Below are 25,005 nucleotides of genomic sequence, written 5' to 3' on the forward strand. Positions count from 1 at the left end.
AGAGGCAGCCTCTGTTCGGCTAAATCCCTATTTTAGTCAGTGCCAATACCAATTAAAATGTGATGGTTGTGAAGTACTACCGGCCTGCGTAATAAAATGTTTTCCATGAAAAGGTTATTCTACATTTTCCTCATCCCTTCAGCGGCATTATTTAATGGCAACACCAAGCCCAATGAAAACCCCTCTACCGACGATAAACCCAATATTCTGATGATCATCTGTGATGATTTAAACCATTGGGTGGGGCACTTCGGAAGAAATAACCAAATAAAAACACCCCACATCGATGCTTTAGCCCGGCAGGGAATTTCATTTACCAATGCTTACTGTGCCTCCCCCCAATGCAACCCCAGCAGGGCATCTTTCTTTTCCGGCAAAAGACCTTTCAGCAGTGGCGTATACGCCAATGGCACGTTGTGGCAGCGTGGGATTTCTCCTTCCGATCTGCTAACTTCTCATTTTGACAATAATGGCTATTATGTTGCCGGTGCGGGAAAAATACATGGTAGCGTTGTGAAAGCGTTACAAAAGAAAAGCCGGTATGCCAAACGAGGCCCGTTGAGTAAAGCCCGGTTAATCGACCAGGGTAAAACAGCCGCTCAGACCTGGGGTATTTTGGATGGTGATGATGATAGTGCGGAAGATGAAAAAACGGTAAGGTGGATAACCGAACAGTTAAAAGCCGAATATGATCAACCTTTTTTCCTCATGGCGGGTCTGTATAAACCCCACTTGAAATGGAATATCCCTAAAAAATACTATGACATGTATCCCCTTGAGGAAATTCAATTACCACCTGTTCAAAAGGGTGATTTGGACGACATAGATATGAATGCTGTTTTTAAAATCGCGGGCGGGCCTAAGGTTTCTACTAAAAATGAGTCGGACGAGGACCTGAAAAAGATGGTTCGGGCCTATATGGCAGCTGTTTCCTACTGCGATGCCCAGGTAGGGAGGATACTAAAAGCGTTGAACGAAAGTAAGTATAAGAAGAATACCATTATCATGTTATGGGGCGACCATGGTTATCATCTTGGAGAAAAATTCATGGCTGCCAAAAGATTGTTATGGGAAGAGGCCACAAGAGCGCCTTATATCTGGGTAGCGCCCGGCATAACCGAAAAAGGCGTTGTCACCGACCACGTTGTCGACTTTATGACAGCCTATCCCACACTTTGCGATTTGGCAGGTCTGCCCATTCCAGGACATGTATCGGGAAAAAGTATAGCTCACCTTTTAGCGGACCCTGGTTCAGATTGGCACGATATAGCGCTTTCCACTTATTGGCCTGGAAATCATACAGTGAGAACCAAGCAGTGGCGATACATAAGATACGATAGCGGTTCGGAGGAATTATACGACAAGAAAAAAGATGAATTTGAGTGGAAAAACCTTATTGATGATCCTCAATATAAAAATGTAATACAAAAGCTATCAGATCACCTGCCAAAGATTGAAGTACCTATGGTGAAGAATTATATGTTGTATCCGGAGGGTGAAGACGCTATACACATCAAGGATCTGATCGTTCATGATCCTTGCATTTTGGCAGACCGGAGTACCGGAACCTATTATATCTATTCAAACTTTGCGCCCAATAAATTCGAAGGAATAGTAGATGCGCCAAAAGGAAAATGTGGCATTATGTTCTATGCCAGTAAAGACCTGATAAAATGGTCACGACCTAAACCGGCTTTCATAATACCCGATGATTTTTGGGGGGATGACGACTCCGGCCCCTGGGCGCCTGAGGTCCACGAACATCAGGGCAACTATTACATGTTCACTACTTTCAATGCATGGGATGAAATCATGGATACTCGCCAGGGAAGGCCAAAAATTACAAAACGGGCTTCCCAAATACTGGTTTCGGATTCACCGATGGGCCCGTTCAACCCATTTAAAAATCAACCCACCACTCCTGAAGGCGAAATGACACTCGATGCTACTTTTTGGTATGAAGATGGCCAGCCCTGGATGATCTATTGCCATGAGTGGGTACAGCTTGGAAATGGCCTCATCAAAGCGATAAGACTATCTGATGATTTGTCAGAAACCGTGGGAGAACCTGTAACACTGCTTAACGCTGCAGATGTGCCCTGGACAAAACGAAACATAAATTATAGGGGAACCCGGTATCCGGGAGCCGTTACCGACGGGCCTTATTTTTATAAAACCAAGGAAGAAACGTTAATTATGATCTGGTCGAGTTGGTCAGCAAAACGCCAATATGCTACTGCCATGGCTGTATCACAGAGCGGAAAGATCACTGGCCCCTGGAAACACGTGGAAGAACCATTATTACAGGATGACCGCGGTCATGGTATGATCTTCAGGGACTTCGATGATAGATTGATACTCTGTTTGCACCGGTATTTTAAATATCCTCATACGCGCGTGCAATTGTATGAGTTGCAAGACACAGGTACCTCTATTAAAGTGAAGCAGCAGTTATTAGGACATAAATAACGCTTTGAACCTTACTTATGGCATCCGCAATCTTACATACGAGAGCACTAAATAAAATTTTAAATTACAAACCATGCTAAAGATCAATTTTAAGTTGATGAATAAAATAATCACGTTTCTGGTTCCTCTGTCAGCAATAATTTCATCTTGCTCCATTGCCATTAAAGATCAGGAACAGGGAGATAACAGGCCCAATATAGTGCTGATCATGGTAGATGATATGGGATATTCCGATATTGGGAGTTACGGAAGCGAAATCCCTACGCCAAATATCGATAAATTGGCTTTTAACGGTATCAGGTTCAGTCAGTTCTATAATACGGCCCGTTGCTGTCCAACCAGGGCAAGCCTGCTAACGGGGCTATTCCCGCACCAGACAGGTATCGGAGGCATGACCAATTCGCCAAGAGGTGAACATTGGGCTGAATGGGGAACGGACGGCTATATAGGATATCTTAACAGGAATTGCGTTACCCTGGCTGAAGTTTTAAAAGATGCCGGTTATCATACCTACATGACAGGCAAATGGCATTTAGGTTATCATACCAAAGACCGGTGGCCCCTTCAACGTGGTTTTGAAAAGTATTATGGCATCATAGCGGGTGCCTCCAGCTACTTTAAACCCCAGGGCAAGCGTGGCCTGACTTTAATGAATAAAGCCCTTCCACCTCCTGAAGAAGACTATTATACCACTGATGCTTTTACAGACTATGCCATTAAGTTCGTTAACGAGCAAGAGGATAACAATCCATTTTTTCTTTACCTGGCCTACAATGCACCCCACTGGCCACTGCATGCCAAACAGCAAGATATCGAAAAGTTTGTAGGAAAATATAGCTTAGGCTGGGATTCGTTGAGGGCCCAACGGTTTCGAAAACAAGTAAAAATGGGATTGTTAAACGCCGAATGGGGTATTTCCAAAAGAGATGAGCGGGTAAGACCCTGGAATGAGGTAATTGACGCACAGAAAGATTCATCCGATTATCGAATGGCCGTATACGCTGCCCAGATTTTTGCCGTAGATTATAACATAGGAAAATTGATGAAAACCCTCGAAGATCAGGGCGAATTGGAAAATACTTTGATCCTGTTCCTTTCCGACAATGGTGGTTGTGCAGAAGCCTATGATGAGTTTGGCAGCAAGCCATTCGCCAGAATTAACGATCCCGGTTTTTCAGGCGCCGTTTCCTACGGAATCGGATGGGCCAATGTTTCCAATACTCCTTTTTTTGAGTACAAAGTTAAGACCTATGAAGGGGGTATCTCTACCCCTTTAATTGCTCATTGGCCCAATCAAATAAAGTCGCAGGCAGGTAAAATTACACATAACACCGGATACCTGATTGACATCATGCCAACAATTCTTGAGGTAAGCGGCGCAACCTACCCTGAAAAGTATCACAAAGGTCAGCATATCTATCCATTGGAAGGCAAAAGCTTGCTTCCTATCTTCAAAAGTGGTATTGGCGATGAACATGAATACATGTATTGGGAACACCAGTATAACTGCGCCATTCGAAACAAAAAATGGAAGGCAATCAAAAAGCTGAATGATGTCGATTGGAAATTATTCAATTTGGAAGAAGATAGAATTGAATCCAACGATCTTGCCGACAAATATCCCGGGATTGTAACAAAGCTGGATGAAAAGTGGCATGAATGGGCATACTCGCATCAAGTATTACCGAAGAAAGCCAATTAATTTTTCAAATAACAAAGGTGATTGTTTCATTTGCTTTTTAAGTCCTCCCTGCAACTAATGTGTGTTTCTGTATTCTCTGCCGTGAAAATTTTATCACAAATAATTATGTATGTATCCATATTCCAGTACTTCCTAAATTGTCCAATGGTTATGGATGCATTTTTAATATTAACTTTTACCATGCCACCCCCTCTTTTACCGTTGACGCCTTCATTCCAAAAATCGAACAGCGTGGCGTTGCTGTTGTTGACGACAAATCCATCTATCAAAACTTCCTTATTGTAAAACCCTTTACGGGCATCAATAATAGCATTACCGGTAGATTTTCGGCCTTTCGATCCAGTAATCGTTAAATTTTTGAAGGTCCCTTTGGCATTACTTCCATAATTACCCCATCCGAATTGGATGGGGACACTATTCTGGATCATATGAATTTCAGTGTTCCACCAAGATATCGGCGTAAACTTTAATGACATCGTCTCCTGTAGCAAAATAACAGTTTTTCACCGTAGATCCGGCAGCCGCAGAAATACCATCACTATGATTATGTGAGCCTCCACGGTTGTCCAGCGCATTGACTTCAGATAAATGAATTTTAGCCCCATTTTTACCTGTAAAATGAAAGCCAACCGGATTAATTGACGTTAAGTTGACAATGTTCATCTCCAGGTCTCCACTAGCGTAAAACGCAGAATATGGAGGTGTTCCTCCGTCTTTATCTAAATTATTGTTGCGCAAAAGATGCTGCACAGAGGTGCCAAATACTTTAGAGGTTTCAAGATGCCTCCCTTCAATAGTCAAATTATTTCGGACATGAAAATGTCCGTTTACGGTGACATTCTTTTCAATGACTATCCTCCGGACATCTTCCGGAACGCCCCAATAAATATTTTTGAAATTATTTCTATTCCAGAAATAAATTTTGCCGGAAGTTAGGAAGGTAACAGTTTTAGATTGTTGTTCCCACTTAATTTCTCCGTTATAACTTCTCCTCAATGATTCAATGTCATTAACCGTCACCAATTTCGAATTTTGAGCGATACAACAACTTGAAAACATTAATCCGATCGACCAATAAATTAACCTCATATTTAGTTGGCTACATGGTGGTGGAAAGCAAAGAAAACAATGCGATGATTCATTTTTATTAAATAAATAGAGAGTATCTCTAAAAACCATTTATTTGAGATCTAAACGATCCGGATAATTTTTTGAATCTTTGGTTTTTTGCTTCTTTATGTAAGATTATGATAATCGGTAATTTAATTTTTTGTTGATAAAATAATTTTCCCGGATTTTTAATTAACCGTAATAACAACCTCTTTGAAAACCCTTTCAATGTCATATTCGGAAAACAAAATCTCATTGGCCCGATTGGTGCGATAGCCATCACCACTATACTTTTTCCTGCCAATATAGGTTGCTACCAACATAGCGGTATAAGTACCCGGAGTATTGTAAGTATGCGTCATTTCAATCGTGGTTCCCTGATGTACAAAAGGCAAGGTCACCCCTTCATCAAATCTGCGATACATATTTTCCACATTTCCCACCAGGATTTCCTGCATGTAAACACGTCCTGTATAGGTCAGTAAATCTCCATCATCATTCACGTTACCGGGATCATCTGCATTGAAAATAAGTCGTACCTCATCAATACCCTGCCTCATATCTACTCCGGGATGATCCGATTGAAAGGTATTAATGATACCGTTCAGATCAAATGTTCTTTGAACCACGATTTCTCTCATGTTACTCTGCGTAGCGTAGGCAATCCCTGTTTCTATACCCCCAATGACTAACTGGACGCCAAACTTCACATCAAACCCCTGATCTGAGCTTGCAGTAAAACCATCGGGTGTAGCCATGAAGATAAACAAATCATCATCGGGACCAGTGTCCATGGCATTGTTTTGACCCAGATTAATATCCAGCATGGTAGGAATTACCGCCGCATCCGGAGAAAAGGAGAAGGTTTGCGTGGATCTGTCTGTTAAATTGAGCGCTATGTATTGGCTATTGGTCACGTTTGAATAGTCCCATGAAACTATTGTCCCTTCATAGAGTTGTATGCCTCCACCGGTAAAACCAGCGCCGGCTGGCATGCCGTTATCCGGAATATAATTACGGTATTCTTTTAAGGCATCTATTCTTTCAGCAAATACATTATTACGAAGCTCTTCTTCAGAATATCCGGGGATTTCCACTAAATTCATACGACTTCTTTCAAAATCATTCCCATCATCGCCATAGAAGAGCGCCAAAGCGTCAGCGCCGTTCCCAATGGTAAAAGTTACTGTTTCACCAGATGTGATGGTGGTGGGATCTGCCATGAAAAGAACTTCGTCTATCTCTGCGGAATCATCACAGCTTGAAAAAGCTATCATTATTACCGGTATTAATTTTATATATATTCGTTTCATAATATCTTTTATTTTGAATTCGACATTACCATCCCGGATTTTGATTTAAGTTAGAATTCTGATCGATTTCCCGTTGAGGAACAGGAAAATAATTAAAACGTTGATCAGGGTTCGGCATCAGTTCTGTGCCATAGTGCGTATCACTTATGGATCTTCCTGTGAAAGGATTGATATTTGTTTGCGCAGCAAGTATATTATCGACATAACGCCCATAACGGAATAAGTCGAAAAAGCGAACGCCTTGTTCACCTGCCAATTCCCTGTATCGTTCATCTAACAAATCCTCTCTGAACTGAGCCTGGTCAGAAGTGGCAAAGTCAGGGACCCAATCGGCTGTTTCAGGAAAATCCGCAAAATTGACAAGTTCTGTCGATGTCGGCATTTCCCGAAGGGCTTTAAACGCAGATATTGCATAGAAATTATCGTTAAAGATTTGATCGGCAAGCGCATCATCTGTTGCAGGCACATGCGGATCAGCCACTGCCACCTCGGGTACCCTGGAATAAACATCCCGATAGGTGGCTGTGTAGGAAGTACTGGTTGGAACAATAGGGTCGTCCACAGTCAAAGCAGGATAAAGCATAAAGTTTCGGGCACGGGCCCTTACCATATTTACCGCAACAACGGGGGCCATACTTCCACCTGAAGGGACTGTATTGGGTCCCCCCAATTCATTCCCTGCCTCAGCATACATTAACAGTACTTCGGCATAACGTAAAATAGGCAAATCCGCATCATACGTTGCGTCTGTATAACCACTTTGGCGAAGCGGGGTACGGCGGTATTTCATCAGACGAATACCTGGTAGTTTGTCGCCGTTACGGGCCCAGATAATTGAAAAGACGGGCTCGCCGGAAACCGGGTCCGTGACCACATCAATACCTGAGGGACTATTGCGGAAAGCATTATTATCATGAATCAATTCAAACCAATAAGGACGTGCCCAGGGATAAGGTTCCTGACTTACACCCGCTACCTCGCAATCACTACCATCCGGACAAAAAGGTGTAAAATCTTCGATGGTACCATCATCATCTAAGTCCAAACTTTCAAAACCGGCATTTTCAAAAGACCAAAAACGACGGACTATATCCCCCGGAGATTCCAAATCAAAAACCGATATACCCCAATCGGTAAGTTGTTTACCACCATTAGCACCTGCTGTGGTCCCAAACTCTTCCGGGCCACTTCCGTTTAAACCGCTATTAACAAAAAGTCCGCTTTCGGAATTATCTTCAGCGTGATATTCCAAGGCAAAAATTATTTCATTGGTTGCATTACCTTGATTATCTCTATAAAAAAGATCGGGATAATAAGGTGTCAAACTGAAACCGCCATTGTCAATAATATCATTCAATTGGGTAAGCGCGGCCTGGTAATAGGTGCTTCCGTCACCATCGCCGTCTCTATGTTTTTCAATCGTTGCGCGGGTCAGAAGCACTTTTGCCAGTAAAGTTTTAGCGGCCCAACTACTTACACGGCCTCTTACAGGAGCATCCGAAGCCTGTTGAGCAGCCAATTCCAAATCGTTGATGATAAAATCATACAACAGGTTTTCCTGATCTTTCATTTGATTCCCCGGCAAATTAGACACTGCATCGATAGCATCCAGGGAGTTAAAGAAATCCTCGATCAACGGTGCATTCCGGAAAAAACGGACCAGGTTAAAGTAATGAAACGCACGGATAAAGCGGGCTTCTCCCGAAAGCTCTGCCCAGGCATCATAATCCGGATCATTTTGTTCCAAACTTTCCATGTTTTCAACCGCTTTTCCTATGACAAGGTTTGTCCTGGAAACCCCCAGGTAATTATCGGACCAAAAAGTAAGTACAGATCCATCGCGGGAATCAAAGCTCATCTTGGCAATATCGAATTGAGAAAAAGTTGTAGCATCCGGGGCGATCGAAAAGTCGTCGGGCAGCAAACGCCAATAATTGTTACCATGGATATCATCATCACGTAAATGGATATAAGCCTGTGTAAGGAAAAAACTTACTTCTTCAAGCGTATTCCCAAAATCATCCAAAGGAATTTCCGATTTAACCTCAGCTTCCAAAAAATCCTCACAAGCCTGCAATAGAACAAGCATCGAAAGCGCTAAAAAGCATATAATTGATTTTTTCATGTTTGTGTCTTTAATTTAAATTTGACCTTTCAGAATGACAGATCTAAACCAAACAAAAAGGTTCTGGCACGAGGATAAGAACCTCTATCCAAACCCGGGAACAGGGCTTTATTCGGACCTATGGCTGCATTCACTTCAGGATCATACCAGGAATAGCGTGTCAAAATCGCAAGATTCTGACCGGTAAAATATACTCTGGCACGGCTCAAGCCAAGATTGCCAAGCATACGACCAGGTAGATTATAACCAAGTGTCACGGTTTCCAAACGTAAGTAGGAACCATCCTCTACCATTTCACTGCGGTTGAATAAGGCATTGGTACGCTGCGTAAGGATTCCTGTTACCGAATGATAATTGCGATTGGTATTTTGACGCGTCCAGATATCATCCAAAATATCAGAATCCGGATTCTGATCCCCGCGCAAATAACGCGCTCGGTTTATATTATCATTAATAACATCATTTCCAAAAGACCAACGTAAGAAAGCATACAAATCAAAGCCCTTGTAAGTGAAATTATTTCCTATTCCACCTGTGTGCAATGGGAGGGCTTGAGCAATGGGAAGGTATTCATTACGATCAAAAACCCCGTTGCCACTCACATCCATGAAGTTCACATTTCCAGGTTGCTGATCATTAGCTCCTACATTTTTACGGGGATCGTTTGCCTTTTCAGTAAGATTATTTATCACCCCACCCTGGATGGTTCCATAATAGGTGCCAATGGGTTCGCCAATCCTTAAAATCACATCATTCGCAGAAATTCCTCTCGTTCCGATGATTTTAAAACCTAATTCAGGATTACCTCCCAAATCCAATATCTCATTTTTATTGAATGCTATATTAAAGTTAGTCCGCCATGTGAAATCAGCTTTGTCAATATTTACAGTAATGGCTTCCAACTCAACACCCTGATTACGCATTTCACCCAGATTTTGTACAGATGAATTAAAACCGCTGTAGTCGGGTAGTTGGATGCTCAATAATAAATCGGTCGTCTTATTATTATAATAGTTGGCACTTAAAAAAAACTTTTCCTGCAGGAATCCTAAATCGATACCCAAATTTATGCCCGTGGTTGTTTCCCAGGTAGCGTCCGGGTTCCCAAAAATGCTCCGGGGATTGTTGACGCCTTGCGATGGCTGAGGATCGATGGCAGTGCTTGGCGAGTCATTAAAAGGGTATTTGACGGTACTGATTCCCGCTACAGAAAGCCCGGATAGTGGGTTGATCTGGTCATTGCCCGTTACCCCTACCCCTGCTCTCAATTTAAGTGTAGAAAGAAAATTGCCGGTAAAATCCATAAATCTTTCGTCCCCCAGATTCCAGGCCAAAGAAACCGCCGGAAATATCCCGGTTTTGTCATTGATAAATCGTGAAGATCCATCTACACGAATAGAAGCGTTTAAAACATAACGTCCCTTGAAAGAATAATTTACAGCAGTTAAAAATGAAGCGGCCCGAATATCCTCAAAGCTAGGGTCAGGTACCACTGATTGGGCCGCAGCCAGCGTAAACTCATCTAATACTTCCGTATCAAACTGTTGATAGGTAGTAATTAGCTGGTCCCTGGTTTGTTTTTTAGCTTCAAAAACCAGTGTGGCGCCGACCTTATGGCCACCGGAAAATGAATTATTCATTGAAATTCGAGGCTGAACCACCCAACGACTCTCTCTGCGTTCTTGTATCCTGGCCAGTCCGTTCGTCCCAGCGCCAAACCGAAGTGCACTGGGAAAAAATTGTTCTCTTTCAAAATTTTCAACTATCAGACCTCCTGTTACACTCAGTTCCAACCAATCCAAAGGTTTAATGGCTAAATTGGCATTCCCTGCGAAATAGTCGTTAGCCCGGAAACTATGCGTATTGTTCACCCGGAATTCAGGGCTTTCGGGACCAGCTCCCGAACCTCCATTATTAATCAAACCTTCGCGGTCTCCCCGAACATTGTCCCTGTTAATAAAGGGATTTAAGGAATTGATCTGGGCGATCGCGTTTTGGGCCCTTCTGTCACCAAGCAAACCGTCGTACTCAGATCGGGCATAATTTAGCTTAAGACCGGCCGTGACGACGTTACCCAGTTTTTGCTCGAGATTCAAAAGACCTGAAATACGATCAAATGATGAATTAATGATGGCCCCATCTTCAAAAGTATAGCCATAGGAAGCATAATAATTAGTGTTTTCCGTTGCGCCTGAAAAATCCAGATTATAAATCTGTTTGGTTGTATTTTGTGTGATCACATCCAACCAATCCGTGCCTTCGAAATTGGTCAGTCCATATTCGTTTTCCAGTATATCAAAAGGTGATTGGCCTTCAAGATATTGAGCGGCATCCTCGGGATTGGCTACTAACTCCCACATACCAGGAGCTCCGGGAGATACAATATAATCACCATCGTTATCTCCTCGGTGTCGCAAAGCACGATGCAAAGCATATTGTTGAGGAGAAGACGTAGGTAACGTTCTGGCAAACTCCCCAATTCCGTACTGAACCCTGGCATTGATAGAGGGCTTTCCTAACTTTCCCCTTTTGGTGGTGATTACAATCACCCCATTTGAAGCGCCGACTCCATAAAGTGCCGTTGCAGAAGCATCTTTTAATATATTGATAGATTCTACATCATTAGGGTTGATAAAAGCAAGGGGATTGACTGCATCGTCATCAGTCGGCTCATAAGGAATATTATCGATCACAATGAGCGGGGTGTTACCCCCGGATAAAGATGAGGCCCCCCGAATATTGATAGACATGCCGGCTCCCGGAGCGCCATCGGTGGAAATCGCACTAACCCCTGCCGCCCGGCCTTGCAACAGCTCGGTAAAAGAAACCGGCGCTGTCTTCTTTAAAGACTCCTCGTCTATTCGGGAAACAGCATAAGTAACTTCCTCTCTCAGGGTGGTAATTCCATAACCCGATATAACTACCTCACCCAATGTCTGTAGGTCCATCTCCAGAGAAACATCCAACCTGGTCCGATTATTAACGGGGACTTCCTGGGTTATGAAACCTATGAATGAAAACACTAAAACATCATTTGATGCAGCATTGATGGAATACTTACCATTAACATCGGTTACCGTTCCGCTTACCGTCCCTTGCTTTATAACCGTTACACCTTGTAGAGGTTTTCCTTCTTCATCTAAAACTGTACCGGATACTGTCAGGTCAATTTGGGCACTTACTTGAAAAATCGATAACAATATAAAAGGGATTATTATCGAAGCATGAAATGGTCTTCTAAAGACGCTTAAATTAGGTATAGGTTTCATCATATTGGAAATTTTTCACTTTACAATGTGTTTGATTGCCAAAAAAATAATCGAAGTCGTTTTTATCGTTGAATTTTGATAGATTTCACAATTTAATGTTTTTCCTTGCGCTTGAAATGCTCAATCGGTTTTTCGTTTTGCTATATTGGTCGGGGTACGGAGAAAAACTTAATTGATCTTTAAGAAAAAGTTATCCCGAGAAACGCACTCCCTGTGCCCGAGGAGAAAATAAGCCAGGGAAACTGTGTTGAGAAATCGGAGAATCGGGATATTATATCGAAAAAATAAGGAGATATGGTATTGACCGGGCTTACTGTTGATTTTTCGTTTGATGATAACAGGCCAGGTCCTTTCCAAAATTACAGCGTAGCAGTATATATGACGACCTTAAAAACCGGGCAAAACTATTACAGGGGTTTTGATACGGGATTTCATCCGGTTATAATTCATCCATCGCAGCATCAATCTTATTTGATTCCGACAGCTTTTTGCTTACGTACTGAGCCGGGGTTGTTCCAAATTCTTTCTTAAAGGTTTTGGTGAAATAAGATTGGCTTTGAATCCCAACCCGGGCCATAGCCTCCGCCACAGAAATGTCTTCGGTCAATAAATACCGTGCTGATTTTTTCATACGAAGTCTACGAATAAACTCTCCTACTGACTGGCCGGTTATACCTTTGACCTTATTGTAGAGTTTGGTCCTGCTATTGCCAACTTCCATACACAAATGATCAATATCGAACTTCGGATTCTCCATATTGGCTTCTATGATTTCTATCAACCGATCAATAAAGTCTTTATCTTTTTTATTAGTCACCAATTCTCTGACTTCGATAAATGTATCATTGGTATAACGTTCTTTAATCTTACGGCGGTTCTCAACAATATTCCAAACACTGGCTTTAAGCAATTTCAAATTAAAGGGTTTGGAAAAATAAGCATCAGCACCTGACTCGGTACCCTTAATCCTACTTTCAACAGATGACTTGGCTGTTAACAATATAAATGGTATGTGACAAATAGTAAGGTCATGCTTTACCTCCTCACAAAAAGCCACACCATCCATAACAGGCATCATAATATCGCTAATGATCAGATCCGGGTATTGATCTCTGGTTTTTTCCAAGCCCTCAAGCCCATTTATCGCTTCAATGATCCTAAATTCCTGCTTTAGACCGTCCTTCAAAAAATCCCGTACTTCATCATTATCTTCTACTAATAAAACAGTAGGTATTTCCTGATTAGTATCATGCCGATGAGTAAATTCCCTTACTTTAACTTTGTCTAATGTAGTGGGCAGTTTCAAATTGTTGTCCTGGGTGAAATAATCTTTGTTGATCATTTCATGGCTGGAAAAGGCCGAACTTCCCTTGGGCAACGCTACAAAAAACTCGGTTCCCTTGTCCCGCTCGCTGTATACAAATATATTACCTTTATGCAATCCAACCAGGCTTTTGACTAAGGCCAATCCAACACCCGACCCCAGGTGGCGATCTTTGGCGTTAGAAATCCTATAATAGCGTTCAAAAATTTGAGGTAAAGAATCCGAGGTTATGCCTACTCCATTGTCAACTATATGAATCCAGACAAATTTATCCGTCTCAGAATTGTAAATTATTTTAAATTCGTTTTTAAACAAAGGTTTAAAATTTGACATGTCTTCAAAAACCTCCAAATAGATTGCACCGGTTGCTTTAGTATAGCGGAACGCATTAGAAATCAAATTAATTAAGATCTTTTCCACTACTTTCTTATCAAACCAAATCTTATCCATGTTATTTTGAGGGGTACTTATCTTAAAACTGATATCTTTTTGTACAGCCAACTCGGAGAAACCTTCACCAATTTCTTTAACAAATCGACTGATATCATCTTTTAACACTTTTAAATCAAAAGCCCCTGATTCCACTTTGCGAAAATCCATCAACTCATTTATCAAACTATGCAATCTATTGGCATTATTATAAATGATGTTGTAGTACTTATGGAGATCGATCCGCTCCATTACCTCCGATCTTAGTTTTTCTATGGGGCCTAATATCAAAGTAAGGGGAGTCCTGAATTCATGGGAAATATTAGTAAAAAATTGCATTCTCATCTGATGCATTTCTTCCATCTTTTTTTCTTCCAGCAAAGTAATTTCCAAATCTCTTTTTAGTTTAAACCACCGGCGTTGCCAATAAAAAATGCCAAGCATAAAAACCAGGAACAGCATTCCATAGATCACCTTTGATGTTTGTGTTTCCCACCAGGGTGGAAGTATTGAAACTTTCAGGGTTAATGGCTCGGCATTCCAATAACCATCATGATTGGAACCCATCACCTTAAATGTGTAATCACCATAAGCTAAATTGGCATAAGTAGCGGTTCTGGATTTTTTACGGTCAGTATGGATCCAATCTTCATCATACCCTTCCAGCAAATATTTGAAATGGCTTTTTTCAGGATTTGCATAAAGCAAAGCAGCAAATGCTATGGAAAAATTATTATGAAAATAATTAAGCTTCAAATGAGCAATATTGTTGATGGTTTTAGCAAGGATCAAATGTCCATCGTATTTTTTCCCGGGCTCTATTTTAGTTCCCTGGACCACCAACTCAGTGAATACGATTTTTGGTTTTATGCTATTTTGCTTTATACTGTCAGGATAAAAATAACTAATGCCATTTGTACCTCCAAAATACAACCGGCTATCACGACCTTTGCAGGAAGCCCCTATTTTAAAACTATCTCCCTGTAATCCGTCATTATGATCATAATTTATAAAGATATTCTCCTTTGTATCAAACATGGAAAGGCCTTTGCTCCCTAACCACAAATTACCATTATTATCGACCAGCAGACTTTCCATGTCATTGGAAGGAGCCCCTTCATTTAAGGAATAATGGCTGGATTTATACCCTTTGTGCCCCTGACTGCTCAGTAATATTTTATTTATTCCACCCCCTAAAGTACCTGCCCAGACGGTAGAATCGTCAGTACGCACCACCGGCCATACATAGTTAGAACTCAAACCATCATCTTTTCCCTCAAATCCAGTGTAACAGCTAATTTCCGCTACCTTACCCCGACTTGATAAATAGATATGGTTCAACCCCTTATTGGTGGAAACAAAAACCTCCGGCCTTAAAGTATCGGCGTATATAAAGGTAATTTTATTGGAGCATAAGCTATATGCTGAATTATCATCCTGAAAAAACCTTTCAATACGATAATTGCCTCTCCCAAAGTAAGTAATCTTATTCAATCCATTGGCCCAGCTTCCAGCCCAAATTTGACCAAAATAGTCAACAGCTATTGAGAAAATAACGTTGTCCGAAAGGCTGTTAATGTCCTCCCGATCATTGACCAGACTCTCAAATGAATTATCTTCCGGACGAAATATATTAATTCCCTGATCGGTCCCTATCCATATTCTGTTTTCCCGGTCAATGGCCAATGACCTTATGTTGTCGCTATTCAAACTATTTGGGTCATCGGAAATATGCTTGTATTGTGTGTATTGTTTGGTTTTAAAGTTGTAGCAATTTAATCCTCCGGATCTTGTACCTATCCAAAGATTCCCCTGGTGATCTTCCACCATGGCCCTTATATAATTATTACTCAATGTATTTTGCGGGTTACCAAGATCACGCCGTAACAAGGAAAATTGCTTCTGATTTAGGTCCACATAATTTACCCCTCCCCCCCAGGTGGTTATCCAAAGACTTCCGGAATCATCCAAAAACAAAGAGCTGATATGATTAAAAGTTAGACTATTGTTATCAAATTCGGAATTTATATACCAACGAAATACCGGAGGTGTTTTGCCATTCCAATTCATTTGAATCAACCCGGTATCAGAACCTAACCAATAGTTTCCGGACAAGTCCTGAACAACATTATTTATCTGAATGTCTTTATTCTTCGAAAGCTGTCTCATTTCATTCCCTCCAATCGGAACATAGTCGACTGTGATGGTCTTCGATGGCAAAGTGGCATAAAAATCTGTCAAATTAAAATTGAGTATGCCATTTACACTTCCCACAAGAAGTCTATCCTTATTATCCAATAACAAGCTCCCGATAGCCGACCGCTCCACACCATTTTCATCGACAAGATTATAGTATAAGGCATTTGGTTGCCCCATCCGGGATTCTTTATTTATAAAAAGTAGTCCACTACCTGTGTTTACCCAGATATTTCCTTTCCTATCGGCAACGATATCACCGTCAATTGGGTTCGGCAATGGGGAAGCGGGCGCCAATTTGATGGCTTTTATCACAATGCCCTTTTCAATTTGATATTGAAAAAAACCATCATCCGTCAGGAAATAAATCGATCCGTCGGTAGCTGCAAATACAGCATAACACAGGTTGTACAATTGTTTAAGGTCCTTGGCATTCCCCGACTTGAAGATTACATATTTCTCGGTGATGGTATCGAAGCATTTTAATCCACCCTCCGATGCTATCCATATATGACCAAATTGACCGGTGACCATCTGAAATATTCTGTTGTTATAGACGGTATTAAGCTGATCGCTATCATTGATGAAATATCTTAATTCATGCCCGTCAAAACGTTGCAAGCCACCGAAAGTGCCGATCCAAATGAATCCTTGAGAACCTTGTACAATACTGGTAGCGTCAGTATGAGAAAGCCCTTTTTCGACTGTCAAATTCCGAAAAAAATAATTTGTCTCCTGAGCAGGGGCTACTACCGGAAATAATAAGTCACCTGCGAAAATGAATATGAAAAAAATACAAATTGAAACTTGTTTCATTTGGTTAAAAAGTCCTTCTTTACCCAATCAAGCCAAAATCGTACTTTGTTAAAAGAGCCTATTGAAATCTCTCGCTTATCAAATGCCCTAGAAAGTACTAATTAATTTTCAAAAAATCAACTTTTTTAGGTTTGATAGCCCCCTTCTGATTCGCACTAAATAGCTTAACTTCTAATTTACTTTGGTTTCTTTTTCAACCCATTTAGTCAACCGGTAAAGCCCGGCTCCATGTGGCTCCATGGGAGCTTTAAAAAAATGCTTAAATTCGCCTATATCCTTTTGTTCCCAAAGGTCTCGAATTTGATATTTTCCCCGTAAGTATTCAAACGCAAAATTAAAATTAACTTCGCGTTTAATATCGCTCAGATTAAATAAGGCCAAAAACCTATCCTCAGTATCAGGATCAGTGGCAATCCATATGGCTATTGTATCATTCCTCAGTACCTGCCTGTTATCGACACTTTTCTGATTCACCTCCAATACTTCCCTGTTTTTGAGAAAATTCATAATGGAATCCGGTGTTGTCAGCAAATCACCCCCCATCATAAGTGGTGATTTAGCAATACTCCAGAGCGTCATTATGGTATAATGCTCCGGAATTGTAAAGTTAGACATGCGATCAGGACCATGCGGCCTGTTATTTAAAGAAATATGCCCAATGGGTAACATGTCCGCATCTGGCCAATGGTGGGGCTGAATATAGGAAGACCATGAATTCAGCAAATCAAAATTATGTTTTAGGCTTTCCCAATTATCCCAAAAATCACCTGATATTCTCCACATATTGGCATTTTCAACCAAGTGTTTTGCCTGAGAAAGCGGTGCTTCGCCAGGCGACAAACTAAGCACCATGGGCCTTCCGCATTTATCAATGGCTTTTCTCATCATTTCCAGCTCTTTCTTATGATAATCCAGGAATATCATATCATCTGCTTTAATATAATCGACACCCCAGGAAGCATATAATTTAAAAAGCGAATCATAATATTCCTGAGATCCCGGTTTTGAGGCATCCACTCCATACATTTGATTACACCACGCACAGGTATCGGTGGGTTCTGCAATACTTTTAGCGCCAATTGAGGTCCCCAATACAGGAGTATCATTGTAAACAGCCATACGATGAATCCCTCTCATTATGTGCAATCCAAACTTCATCCCCTTACTATGCACGTAATCCGCTATAGGCTTAAACCCTTTGCCATTTGCTGCAGAGGGGAATCTGTTAATAGCCGGCATTAAACGCCCATACTCATCCATGGTTGTATACTCGGGAAAAGATGGCGCTCCATCGGGTTCGTACCTCAGATTGGGGTGGCCGAAACGGCGCGGTGTATCCCAATTACCAGGTTCCGGATGCCACCAGATATAGTCAATCACGGCATATTCCCAACCATACTCCAATAGGTTTTCAGCCATATAATCTACCGTAGCCTTAAATTCGCTTTCGTTTATACGGCAATCGTAGGCATCGAAGCTATTCCATCCCATGGGTGGTTTTGCGGCGACTGTTCGTAAATAACTTACTTCTTCATTATTACTCAAAACGCTGTCATTGTCTTCTTTTGCCGCAGAATTCACATCATCGCACCCTTGAAGAAGCCCACTTAATACCGTAATTATTAATACTATATTTAAGATTTTCATGTTCATAGGTTGTAAAAGATGTATCTAAAATGGTGTATCGGCATTTATCTCAGATTTAAAAAGAGAAATAAAACTTAGTGGGGTGTGGGCTTCCTCCATGTATCCTGCCATTTCTTTAACCAGGTCCGGGTGTTTCCCGGCAACATTATTTTTTTCCTCAGGATCAACAGAAAGATCAAATAATTGGATAGGATCGGGCTCTCCTGTCCTTACATTTAGTTTGATTGCTTTAAAGTTCCCTTTTAAAACCGCCTGTCTGCCACCTAGTTCGTAAAATTCCCAATAAAGGTATTTATGCTTTCCTTGCTTGTCCGATTTGCCGGTAAGTACAGGCAGCATAGAAATACCATCCGTATTATCAGGGGGCGCTGCACCCACAATCTCACAAATTGTTGGCATGAAATCCCAAAAAGCAGAAATATGGTCGGAAGTTGTCCCGGGTATAATATGGCCGGGCCATTTGGCTATAAATGGTGTTTTAATCCCTCCGTCATAAAAATCACGTTTCATTCCTCTTAACTCCCGATTGCTATTAAAGAACTCCATTTGGTGAAATCCCTCTTGATGGGGACCGTTATCGCTGGAGAAAATCAATAATGTATGCTTATCCAGGTTCATACTTTTCAATTTGTCGTTTAATTTCCCTACTGTTTCATCGATCATTTTAATCATGGATGCAAATCCCTTTTCCGCATCCGGCCAATCCCTGTCCTTAAATTCGCCCCAATCAGGTACTTCCATGCCATTTCCCGGGTGTTCATTATTAGCGTGGGGCATATTTAAAGCAAACAACAGAAAAAATGGTGCATCTTTATGATTGTCAATAAACTTGAGTGCATCGGTTTCGAAAAATTCATGGGTATGTTGCGCTTTTATTTCGGCTACGCCCGCCCCTTCCGGAGATTCAGCCGCCCACATTCTCTTCCCATTTTCATCGCGCTTCAACTTGTTACCTTCAATTATTTCTTTTTCCCCATTTCGGTATAAAAACTCGGGGTAGAAATTGTGTGCATGCCACATATTGATATAGCCATACGAATAATCAAATCCATTTCTTTGAGGATCATTTGGCGGCGGTGGATGGCCAATCCCCCATTTTCCTATAATGCCGGTGTAGTAGCCTGCTTCTTTTAACTTTTCGGCTGTGGTAATGTCCTCATCCCTTAGCAATTGATCCGGCTGATTTCCACGAACCGAAACATGACCGGTGTGGAGCCCAGTCAATAAAGTGGCCCTTGAGGGTGCGCACACTGTTGAACCGGTGTAGTGATTTGTCAATTTTATTCCCTCCGAGGCCAGTTGATCAATATTTGGTGTGGATAGCGTTTGCTGACCATAGGAGCTTAAATCCCCATAACCCATATCATCTACCAAAACATAAATAATATTGGGTAATTGCTTCCCGGCAGTGGCGTCATTCGCTGAATCAGCAGTTGGTTTTTGGCTGCATTTTGTCACTGACAATAACCCGAACATCCACATAGCAACCCATATTAATTTATCTTTTTGCATCATTATATTTTAATAGTTAGCCAAATCAGCGACCGGCAATAGTCTACTACCACATATTCCCAACCGCAGGCTTTCACATATTTAGCCATATAATCTGCCTTTGCCTCAGCCTCCCTTACTGCGGCGCCATATGAGTTGTAACTGTTCCAACCCATTGAAGGAGTCTGAGCAACTTTTCCTTTGTTGGATTCGGGATTGTTGTCCCTGAGTTTCTCATTTTGAGCTGAGCGGCTATTTTGGGCCGTGTTATAAAAGCTAAATAACAGAAAAACCCATAATACAGGCATAAGGGAAACATGCGCCAATTTTGACATATTTTTATTCAAGTTTAACAAGGATAAATATATGAGATAGCAAGGGAAGTACTTTTGCTCAATCTGCCACAAGATTTGCTAATACGTCCAATATCTATATTGGATTATTATTCCTTATGTCCACCTTTTAAAACGCGCTTTTTGACCCTATCGATTGCAATTTTATCGCTACCTGGTAATAAAAAAATTAGGCTGGTTCGATAGCCTAATGCTCCGGCCTCTTTCAAAAGCTGTAGATTGTATTTGTTGTGATAATTGGTTTCATAAGCTACAGATCGACGTTTGGAAAAGGAGGTGTGGATCAGGTGAATGTTAATTGACAGTTTGTGTCTTTTTGTTTATTTGCGTCCCCTATTTGCATACTATATTTCAAAAAGGTACAAAATGGAACAAACTAAAACTTCCGATCCTCTGCAAATTCAAATTCCAAAGCGAAACCTTGATGGCTACTGGCGTAATGCGCCCACATAATCATTTCTTCACGACAAGTAATTTTGCTTAATGCACAAAAAGCATATTTTCTTTTAATTTTCTCAATGCCCATTTTTATGTATTCACTGATTTCATAGTCCGTCCATTGAGCAACCTCTCTAGCTTTTTCAGTTGGATAGCTTTCTAAGCCTTCCCGAAAACGAGGAATAAAATACTTGATACTAGCTTCAACATCTATGAAGCCTTCAAAAGGGTCATTGGTTTCGGCAGGGGGATTGTATTTACCTTGAAGCCGGCCGGTACATAATATCAGGGAAATTAAAAGAAAGAACATGATAATCGTTAATTTCGTATATTAATGATCAAATAGACAATAAAATGGATTATAAAAAATACATATTTATAGATTCGGTCATCAGATTAGGGAAACCCTGTATTACCGGCACAAGAATTTCCGTTTACGATGTGTTAAGTTGGTTGGCCAATGGGATGAGTATTGAGGAAATAATTACAGACTTCCCCGAATTAAATGAACAAAAAATTCTATCTTGCCTAGCCTACGCCGCTGACCGGGAACATAAAATCAGAATTGCATCGTGAATTTGTTATTCGACTAGAATATTTCTTTCAGAGTAATAAAGAAATTATCTGATCATTTTACCTCAGCCAAGCAAGTTCGAGAACTTGGATTAGAAAATTCATCTGATATTAAGATATGGGAATATGCAAAAAATAACGGCTTCGCAATCGTAACATTTGATGCTGACTTTTTCGACTTATCAAACTTAAATGGACACCCTCCAAAAATCATTTGGTTGAGAACCGACAATACGACAACCGAAAACATAGCCCGGATACTAATTGATAAAAAAGATCTGATAAAAGACTTTTTAACCAATCCTGACAATGAGGAATTGGCCTGTCTTGAAATAGATTAGCAAACACATGAATATTCGTTTACCTTGAATTATTTCAAGCTCAGGAATTATCTGATATAGTATTGAATAGTGAAATTAACTTGTACCCCATTTGCGCCTCCACCCTTCTAATACACTGATAATCAATACAGAGAATATTCTGTATTGGGAAGTGAGTTGTGGAAACATTACCCCACAGAACATGATTAATTTTCTCGTGTATGCAATTTTGTTAAATCTTTTATTTTCCTTGATCTAGATTTTATTCTTTGCACCATCGCCCATAAACAATAGAGAAATAAAACAATATATAACACTGAATAGAAACTATTATCACCCCAGAAATATATTACATTAACAGCTAAAAATAATGCACAAGCGAGCATAGAACTTGCTTCGGCATGAGATTTTGAAACTTTTCTCAAAGAGGACTCTTTAGTATTTGGGTCTGGCTTAGCTCTCCTATATATATCTTCGACTCCCTCTCTTTTTTCAATTACTTTGATAATTGCACCGACAAGAGGTTGAATCAAATGTCCTACAATGTATCCAATTATAATAATCACAATCATTCTTTCAAAAGTTGGAAATATGAAAATGAAATGATTAAAAGAAAAATCGAAAATAAAAACACCAAAAGTACCTGGTAAAAGTCTTGCATACCAATCAAACCAGATATCAGGCAAATTAGAAAACATTTTTTCCATAATATTATTTCTGCTAATTAGACCGCTCTTTTCAAGTTTTGGCTTTTTGCAATAATTTATATTAAACTTTATTTTGATTGCTCTTTTCAAAATTTATCAACCAATAACCTCCTTTTTTCTTGTCTCTTTGAATTTTTGCAGGGATTTTTTTCAGGGCTATATTTTCTTAATGAAACTTAAATAAATATCGGCGACAGGAGAATACCAGTAAATACCCAAGGTTGGGCATTTTTTATTCATTTCTTTTGGCATTAATTCAGGCTTTTGTCCCTTCTTTGAGTCGTTTTAATATTTGGCTGGAAAAACTTTTGTAACCCGTTCAAAAAATCGAACTATAAAAAAATTAATTAAATTTGTCAGCCTCAAAATTGCATATGGATGAAATCGTTATCTTTGAATAAAATATAAAAACTTATGGTAACCGTATTAATATCAGGAGCAGGTATGCGTGCCATACAATCGGTATTAAAAAAACTGCGAGAACGAAGTCTGAAAAAGGGCTTGACGCTTATAAATATTGCGGCACAGTAAAATTCAAAGAGGATGGCTTAACCTTGCAAAAACGTTGGCGGAAGGAGTGGGAATAAGTTGTTTAGCGCATTTATTTTAAATCTTCCGGCTCAATTTCCCGTATCACACCATTTTCACTTACCACTACCTTTTGTCCCAACAGTTTTTTACGGGCTATCAGTTTTTGTGAAGAAATTTTCATTCCTTCAATAATTTTTTCTCTTAATGTAGCAGCTCTTGTGTTTTTCATTGCAAACAAGCTTTTAATTCATCAATAATAGTTAAATGAAAGATTAAAATTTTAATAAAGCCAATGATTAGTGGGATTATTTACTCCTTAAAATATCAGGAGATTGCCGAGTACTTACAACATCTAAAACATGAATTGTACCTCTAACTTCCTTATATAAAATCTTGTAATCCCTCACAACGATTCTGCGATACTTAGGATTGATCTCATCCAACTGGTATTGCTTTGAAAAATGGATCTTCTTTGGACTTTCCAGCAAATCGGATTTTACATTTTTCGCTCCTTGTAGTGATTTTTCCTTGTAATAATCAAAAATACTTTTCAGAGCGTTCCTGGCCTGTTTAGACCAGATGATCTTAAAATTGGTCATTACCAGTTTTCAGACTCCTTTTCCAGGTCTTGTTGGGTGAGGTATTGCCCGGAACTAATTTGTTGCTCAGCTTTTTGTAAGCGCTTGTCATAAGCTGATTTGGTCAGGGGCTTACCATCAACCGTATAGCCTACAATCATTTCTTTATCTAACAGTTTATTGATCTTTTCCAACAGAGATGCTTTGGTAACCCCCATTATTTTTTGCATCACATCCAATTTTGTTGCTTGTAAGTCCATATTGCATTTATTTTAGGTAAAGTTACCATTTTTCATTTTTAGTTTCATTGTAACTGATAATTTTGTTAGATGTGCTGATACAAGCAGTATTTGCGATCGAGGTAAACTTGTAACCCATTTGTACCTACACCCTCCTATCCCACTGATAATCAAAACATAGAATATTCTGTGTCGGGAAGTAGATTGATTTAAAATCAATAATTACTAATAAAAATTCATAAAAATAGCATTCTATTACGCTTACAGGCACATTTTGAATTCCTCAATTGTAAGCACATTCTATCGATTTTAGTTGGATTTTTGTACCTCGCGGTATCTTCGATTATGAGGTACAAATAGGCATTGTTTGGGAGAAATTATGAAACGTTTTGAAAAATTTATAATCATGAATAGATTTATCCATACATCAAAAAGTAAATAAAAAGTAAACCTACAGATTGATTTTATGCGTATGACTAGTATCTTGTCAATTATTTCAGATAAGCTATTTAGAGTGGTTTATGATGACAATGAAGAAAATATACTAGATACACTTCAAGATAAATGGACGGATACAGAATGACTACGTGAGTTCTTTACGCAATTTAAAAAAGACTTATATGCTATTCCAAATCCAATTTCAATAAATCATGCAGTAAAATTAGCGGTGAAAGATGCAGACAAATTATTCGAGATGTTACTTGAAAGCAATGGAGACAATCTTTCACAAATTTTCAAACCTCTTCACAAAAAAGAAACTAGTGTTGAAGACAATCAAGCGCAAAAAGGACGAATACCAAGACCTAAAACATGGTTAAGACTGTATGCTGTTCATTATGATGGAAAGTACATTCTAACAGGAGATACAATTAAACTTACTCAAAATATGAATACACGGCCTCATTTGCAAAATGAACTGCATAAACTTAATTCATTAATAGATAAACTAGATATTGACTCTAATTCAAATTCAATAGGATATTTAGAAATATGAAAACTTCACCAGATAAAAATTTTAAAAAGGCACAGGAAGTGTAAAGTAAACTCTGTCTACTTCCTCAGCCCTTCTTCCGGGGGCTAGCCCCCGGAAGAAGGGCTGCGCGCCAAATCAAGGGGTAACCGGTCCCCAAATTTTATGGCCAACTGTTGTAAGGTCAAACTCCAGTTCCGCAAAGGCGATGTCCATTTTTTCTCAATATTTTTGGTAGCCAGATAGACCAGTTTCAACAAGGCCATGTCCGAGGTGAAGGCCCCCTTGGTCTTGGTCACCTTCCTGATCTGACGATGATAACCCTCTACTGCGTTGGTCGTGTAAATCAACTTCCTTATTGGAGCTGTGTACTGAAAATAAGTGGTCAGCTTCTCACAGTTGGCC

The 25,005-nt window shown here is 40.1% G+C and carries 20 protein-coding genes; 5 read left to right on the forward strand and 15 right to left on the reverse strand.

Features of this window, described 5'->3' with window-relative positions:
- The first annotated feature begins 105 nt into the window (after positions 1–105).
- Positions 106–2,469 (forward strand): sulfatase-like hydrolase/transferase, encoded by a 2,364-nt coding sequence (locus AC04NP_RS28400; RefSeq protein ID WP_482863469.1) that lies wholly within the window; start codon positions 106–108, stop codon positions 2,467–2,469.
- A gap of 97 nt (positions 2,470–2,566) precedes the next feature.
- Positions 2,567–4,171: an arylsulfatase gene (locus tag AC04NP_RS28405; protein ID WP_482863470.1), complete on the forward strand. Its 1,605-nt coding sequence runs from the start codon at positions 2,567–2,569 to the stop codon at positions 4,169–4,171.
- Positions 4,172–4,197: 26 nt separating this feature from the next.
- On the opposite strand, the gene AC04NP_RS28410 is transcribed toward AC04NP_RS28405, so the two are convergent.
- The 10 genes from AC04NP_RS28410 to AC04NP_RS28455 all read right to left on the reverse strand — a co-directional run bounded on the left by AC04NP_RS28410 (position 4,198) and on the right by AC04NP_RS28455 (position 20,992).
- Positions 4,198–4,599 carry a hypothetical protein gene (locus AC04NP_RS28410; RefSeq protein WP_482863471.1) on the reverse strand — a complete coding sequence of 134 codons (402 nt, stop codon included), beginning with the start codon at positions 4,597–4,599 and terminating at the stop codon, positions 4,198–4,200.
- Positions 4,600–4,606: 7 nt separating this feature from the next.
- A complete protein-coding gene (locus AC04NP_RS28415; RefSeq protein ID WP_482863472.1) occupies positions 4,607–5,260 on the reverse strand; it encodes a hypothetical protein in 654 nt (217 codons plus the stop codon).
- 209 nt (positions 5,261–5,469) lie between these two features.
- Positions 5,470–6,594 carry a hypothetical protein gene (locus AC04NP_RS28420; protein WP_482863473.1) on the reverse strand — a complete coding sequence of 375 codons (1,125 nt, stop codon included), beginning with the start codon at positions 6,592–6,594 and terminating at the stop codon, positions 5,470–5,472.
- 25 nt (positions 6,595–6,619) lie between these two features.
- The gene (locus AC04NP_RS28425) at positions 6,620–8,719 is read right to left on the reverse strand and encodes a RagB/SusD family nutrient uptake outer membrane protein (RefSeq protein ID WP_482863474.1); all 2,100 of its coding nucleotides are present in this window, start codon (positions 8,717–8,719) and stop codon (positions 6,620–6,622) included.
- Positions 8,720–8,748: 29 nt separating this feature from the next.
- Positions 8,749–11,991, reverse strand: coding sequence for a SusC/RagA family TonB-linked outer membrane protein (locus tag AC04NP_RS28430; RefSeq protein WP_482863475.1), 3,243 nt, complete (start codon positions 11,989–11,991; stop codon positions 8,749–8,751).
- A 436-nt stretch (positions 11,992–12,427) separates the two neighbouring features.
- A complete protein-coding gene (locus AC04NP_RS28435) occupies positions 12,428–16,753 on the reverse strand; it encodes a two-component regulator propeller domain-containing protein (protein WP_482863476.1) in 4,326 nt (1,441 codons plus the stop codon).
- 171 nt (positions 16,754–16,924) lie between these two features.
- Positions 16,925–18,400 (reverse strand): glycoside hydrolase family 27 protein, encoded by a 1,476-nt coding sequence (locus tag AC04NP_RS28440; RefSeq protein ID WP_482863477.1) that lies wholly within the window; start codon positions 18,398–18,400, stop codon positions 16,925–16,927.
- A gap of 24 nt (positions 18,401–18,424) precedes the next feature.
- Entirely contained in the window at positions 18,425–19,915 is a 1,491-nt protein-coding gene (locus AC04NP_RS28445; protein ID WP_482863478.1) for an arylsulfatase, read from the reverse strand.
- Complete coding sequence (locus AC04NP_RS28450) at positions 19,915–20,226, reverse strand: hypothetical protein (RefSeq protein ID WP_482863479.1); 312 nt, start codon at positions 20,224–20,226, stop codon at positions 19,915–19,917. The genes AC04NP_RS28445 and AC04NP_RS28450 overlap by 1 nt, the downstream gene beginning before the upstream one ends.
- A 394-nt stretch (positions 20,227–20,620) precedes the next feature.
- Positions 20,621–20,992, reverse strand: a complete 372-nt coding sequence (locus tag AC04NP_RS28455) for a hypothetical protein (RefSeq protein WP_482863480.1) — start codon at positions 20,990–20,992, stop codon at positions 20,621–20,623.
- 44 nt (positions 20,993–21,036) lie between these two features.
- Between AC04NP_RS28455 and AC04NP_RS28460 the strand changes: the two genes are divergently transcribed.
- Both AC04NP_RS28460 and AC04NP_RS28465 read left to right on the forward strand, forming a co-directional pair.
- Positions 21,037–21,258, forward strand: coding sequence for a DUF433 domain-containing protein (locus AC04NP_RS28460; protein WP_482863481.1), 222 nt, complete (start codon positions 21,037–21,039; stop codon positions 21,256–21,258).
- A 20-nt stretch (positions 21,259–21,278) separates the two neighbouring features.
- Positions 21,279–21,596, forward strand: coding sequence for a DUF5615 family PIN-like protein (locus tag AC04NP_RS28465; RefSeq protein ID WP_482863489.1), 318 nt, complete (start codon positions 21,279–21,281; stop codon positions 21,594–21,596).
- A gap of 185 nt (positions 21,597–21,781) precedes the next feature.
- On the opposite strand, the gene AC04NP_RS28470 is transcribed toward AC04NP_RS28465, so the two are convergent.
- From AC04NP_RS28470 to AC04NP_RS28485, 4 genes are all read right to left on the reverse strand, one after another.
- Positions 21,782–22,372: a hypothetical protein gene (locus AC04NP_RS28470; RefSeq protein WP_482863482.1), complete on the reverse strand. Its 591-nt coding sequence runs from the start codon at positions 22,370–22,372 to the stop codon at positions 21,782–21,784.
- 511 nt (positions 22,373–22,883) lie between these two features.
- Positions 22,884–23,042, reverse strand: a complete 159-nt coding sequence (locus AC04NP_RS28475; protein WP_482863483.1) for a hypothetical protein — start codon at positions 23,040–23,042, stop codon at positions 22,884–22,886.
- Between the two features lie 76 nt (positions 23,043–23,118).
- The gene (locus AC04NP_RS28480; protein WP_482863484.1) at positions 23,119–23,412 is read right to left on the reverse strand and encodes a type II toxin-antitoxin system RelE/ParE family toxin; all 294 of its coding nucleotides are present in this window, start codon (positions 23,410–23,412) and stop codon (positions 23,119–23,121) included.
- Entirely contained in the window at positions 23,412–23,651 is a 240-nt protein-coding gene (locus AC04NP_RS28485; protein WP_482863485.1) for a hypothetical protein, read from the reverse strand. Before AC04NP_RS28485 ends, AC04NP_RS28480 begins: the two co-directional genes overlap by 1 nt.
- A 646-nt stretch (positions 23,652–24,297) precedes the next feature.
- Here AC04NP_RS28485 and AC04NP_RS28490 point away from each other — a divergent pair.
- Positions 24,298–24,624, forward strand: coding sequence for a hypothetical protein (locus AC04NP_RS28490; RefSeq protein ID WP_482863486.1), 327 nt, complete (start codon positions 24,298–24,300; stop codon positions 24,622–24,624).
- 83 nt (positions 24,625–24,707) lie between these two features.
- Here the strand turns inward: AC04NP_RS28490 and AC04NP_RS28495 are convergent.
- On the reverse strand, positions 24,708–25,005 hold a 298-nt coding region (locus AC04NP_RS28495; RefSeq protein ID WP_482863487.1), incomplete at its 5' end, for a transposase.

This window comes from Agaribacillus sp. DX54 (genome assembly GCF_056858335.1).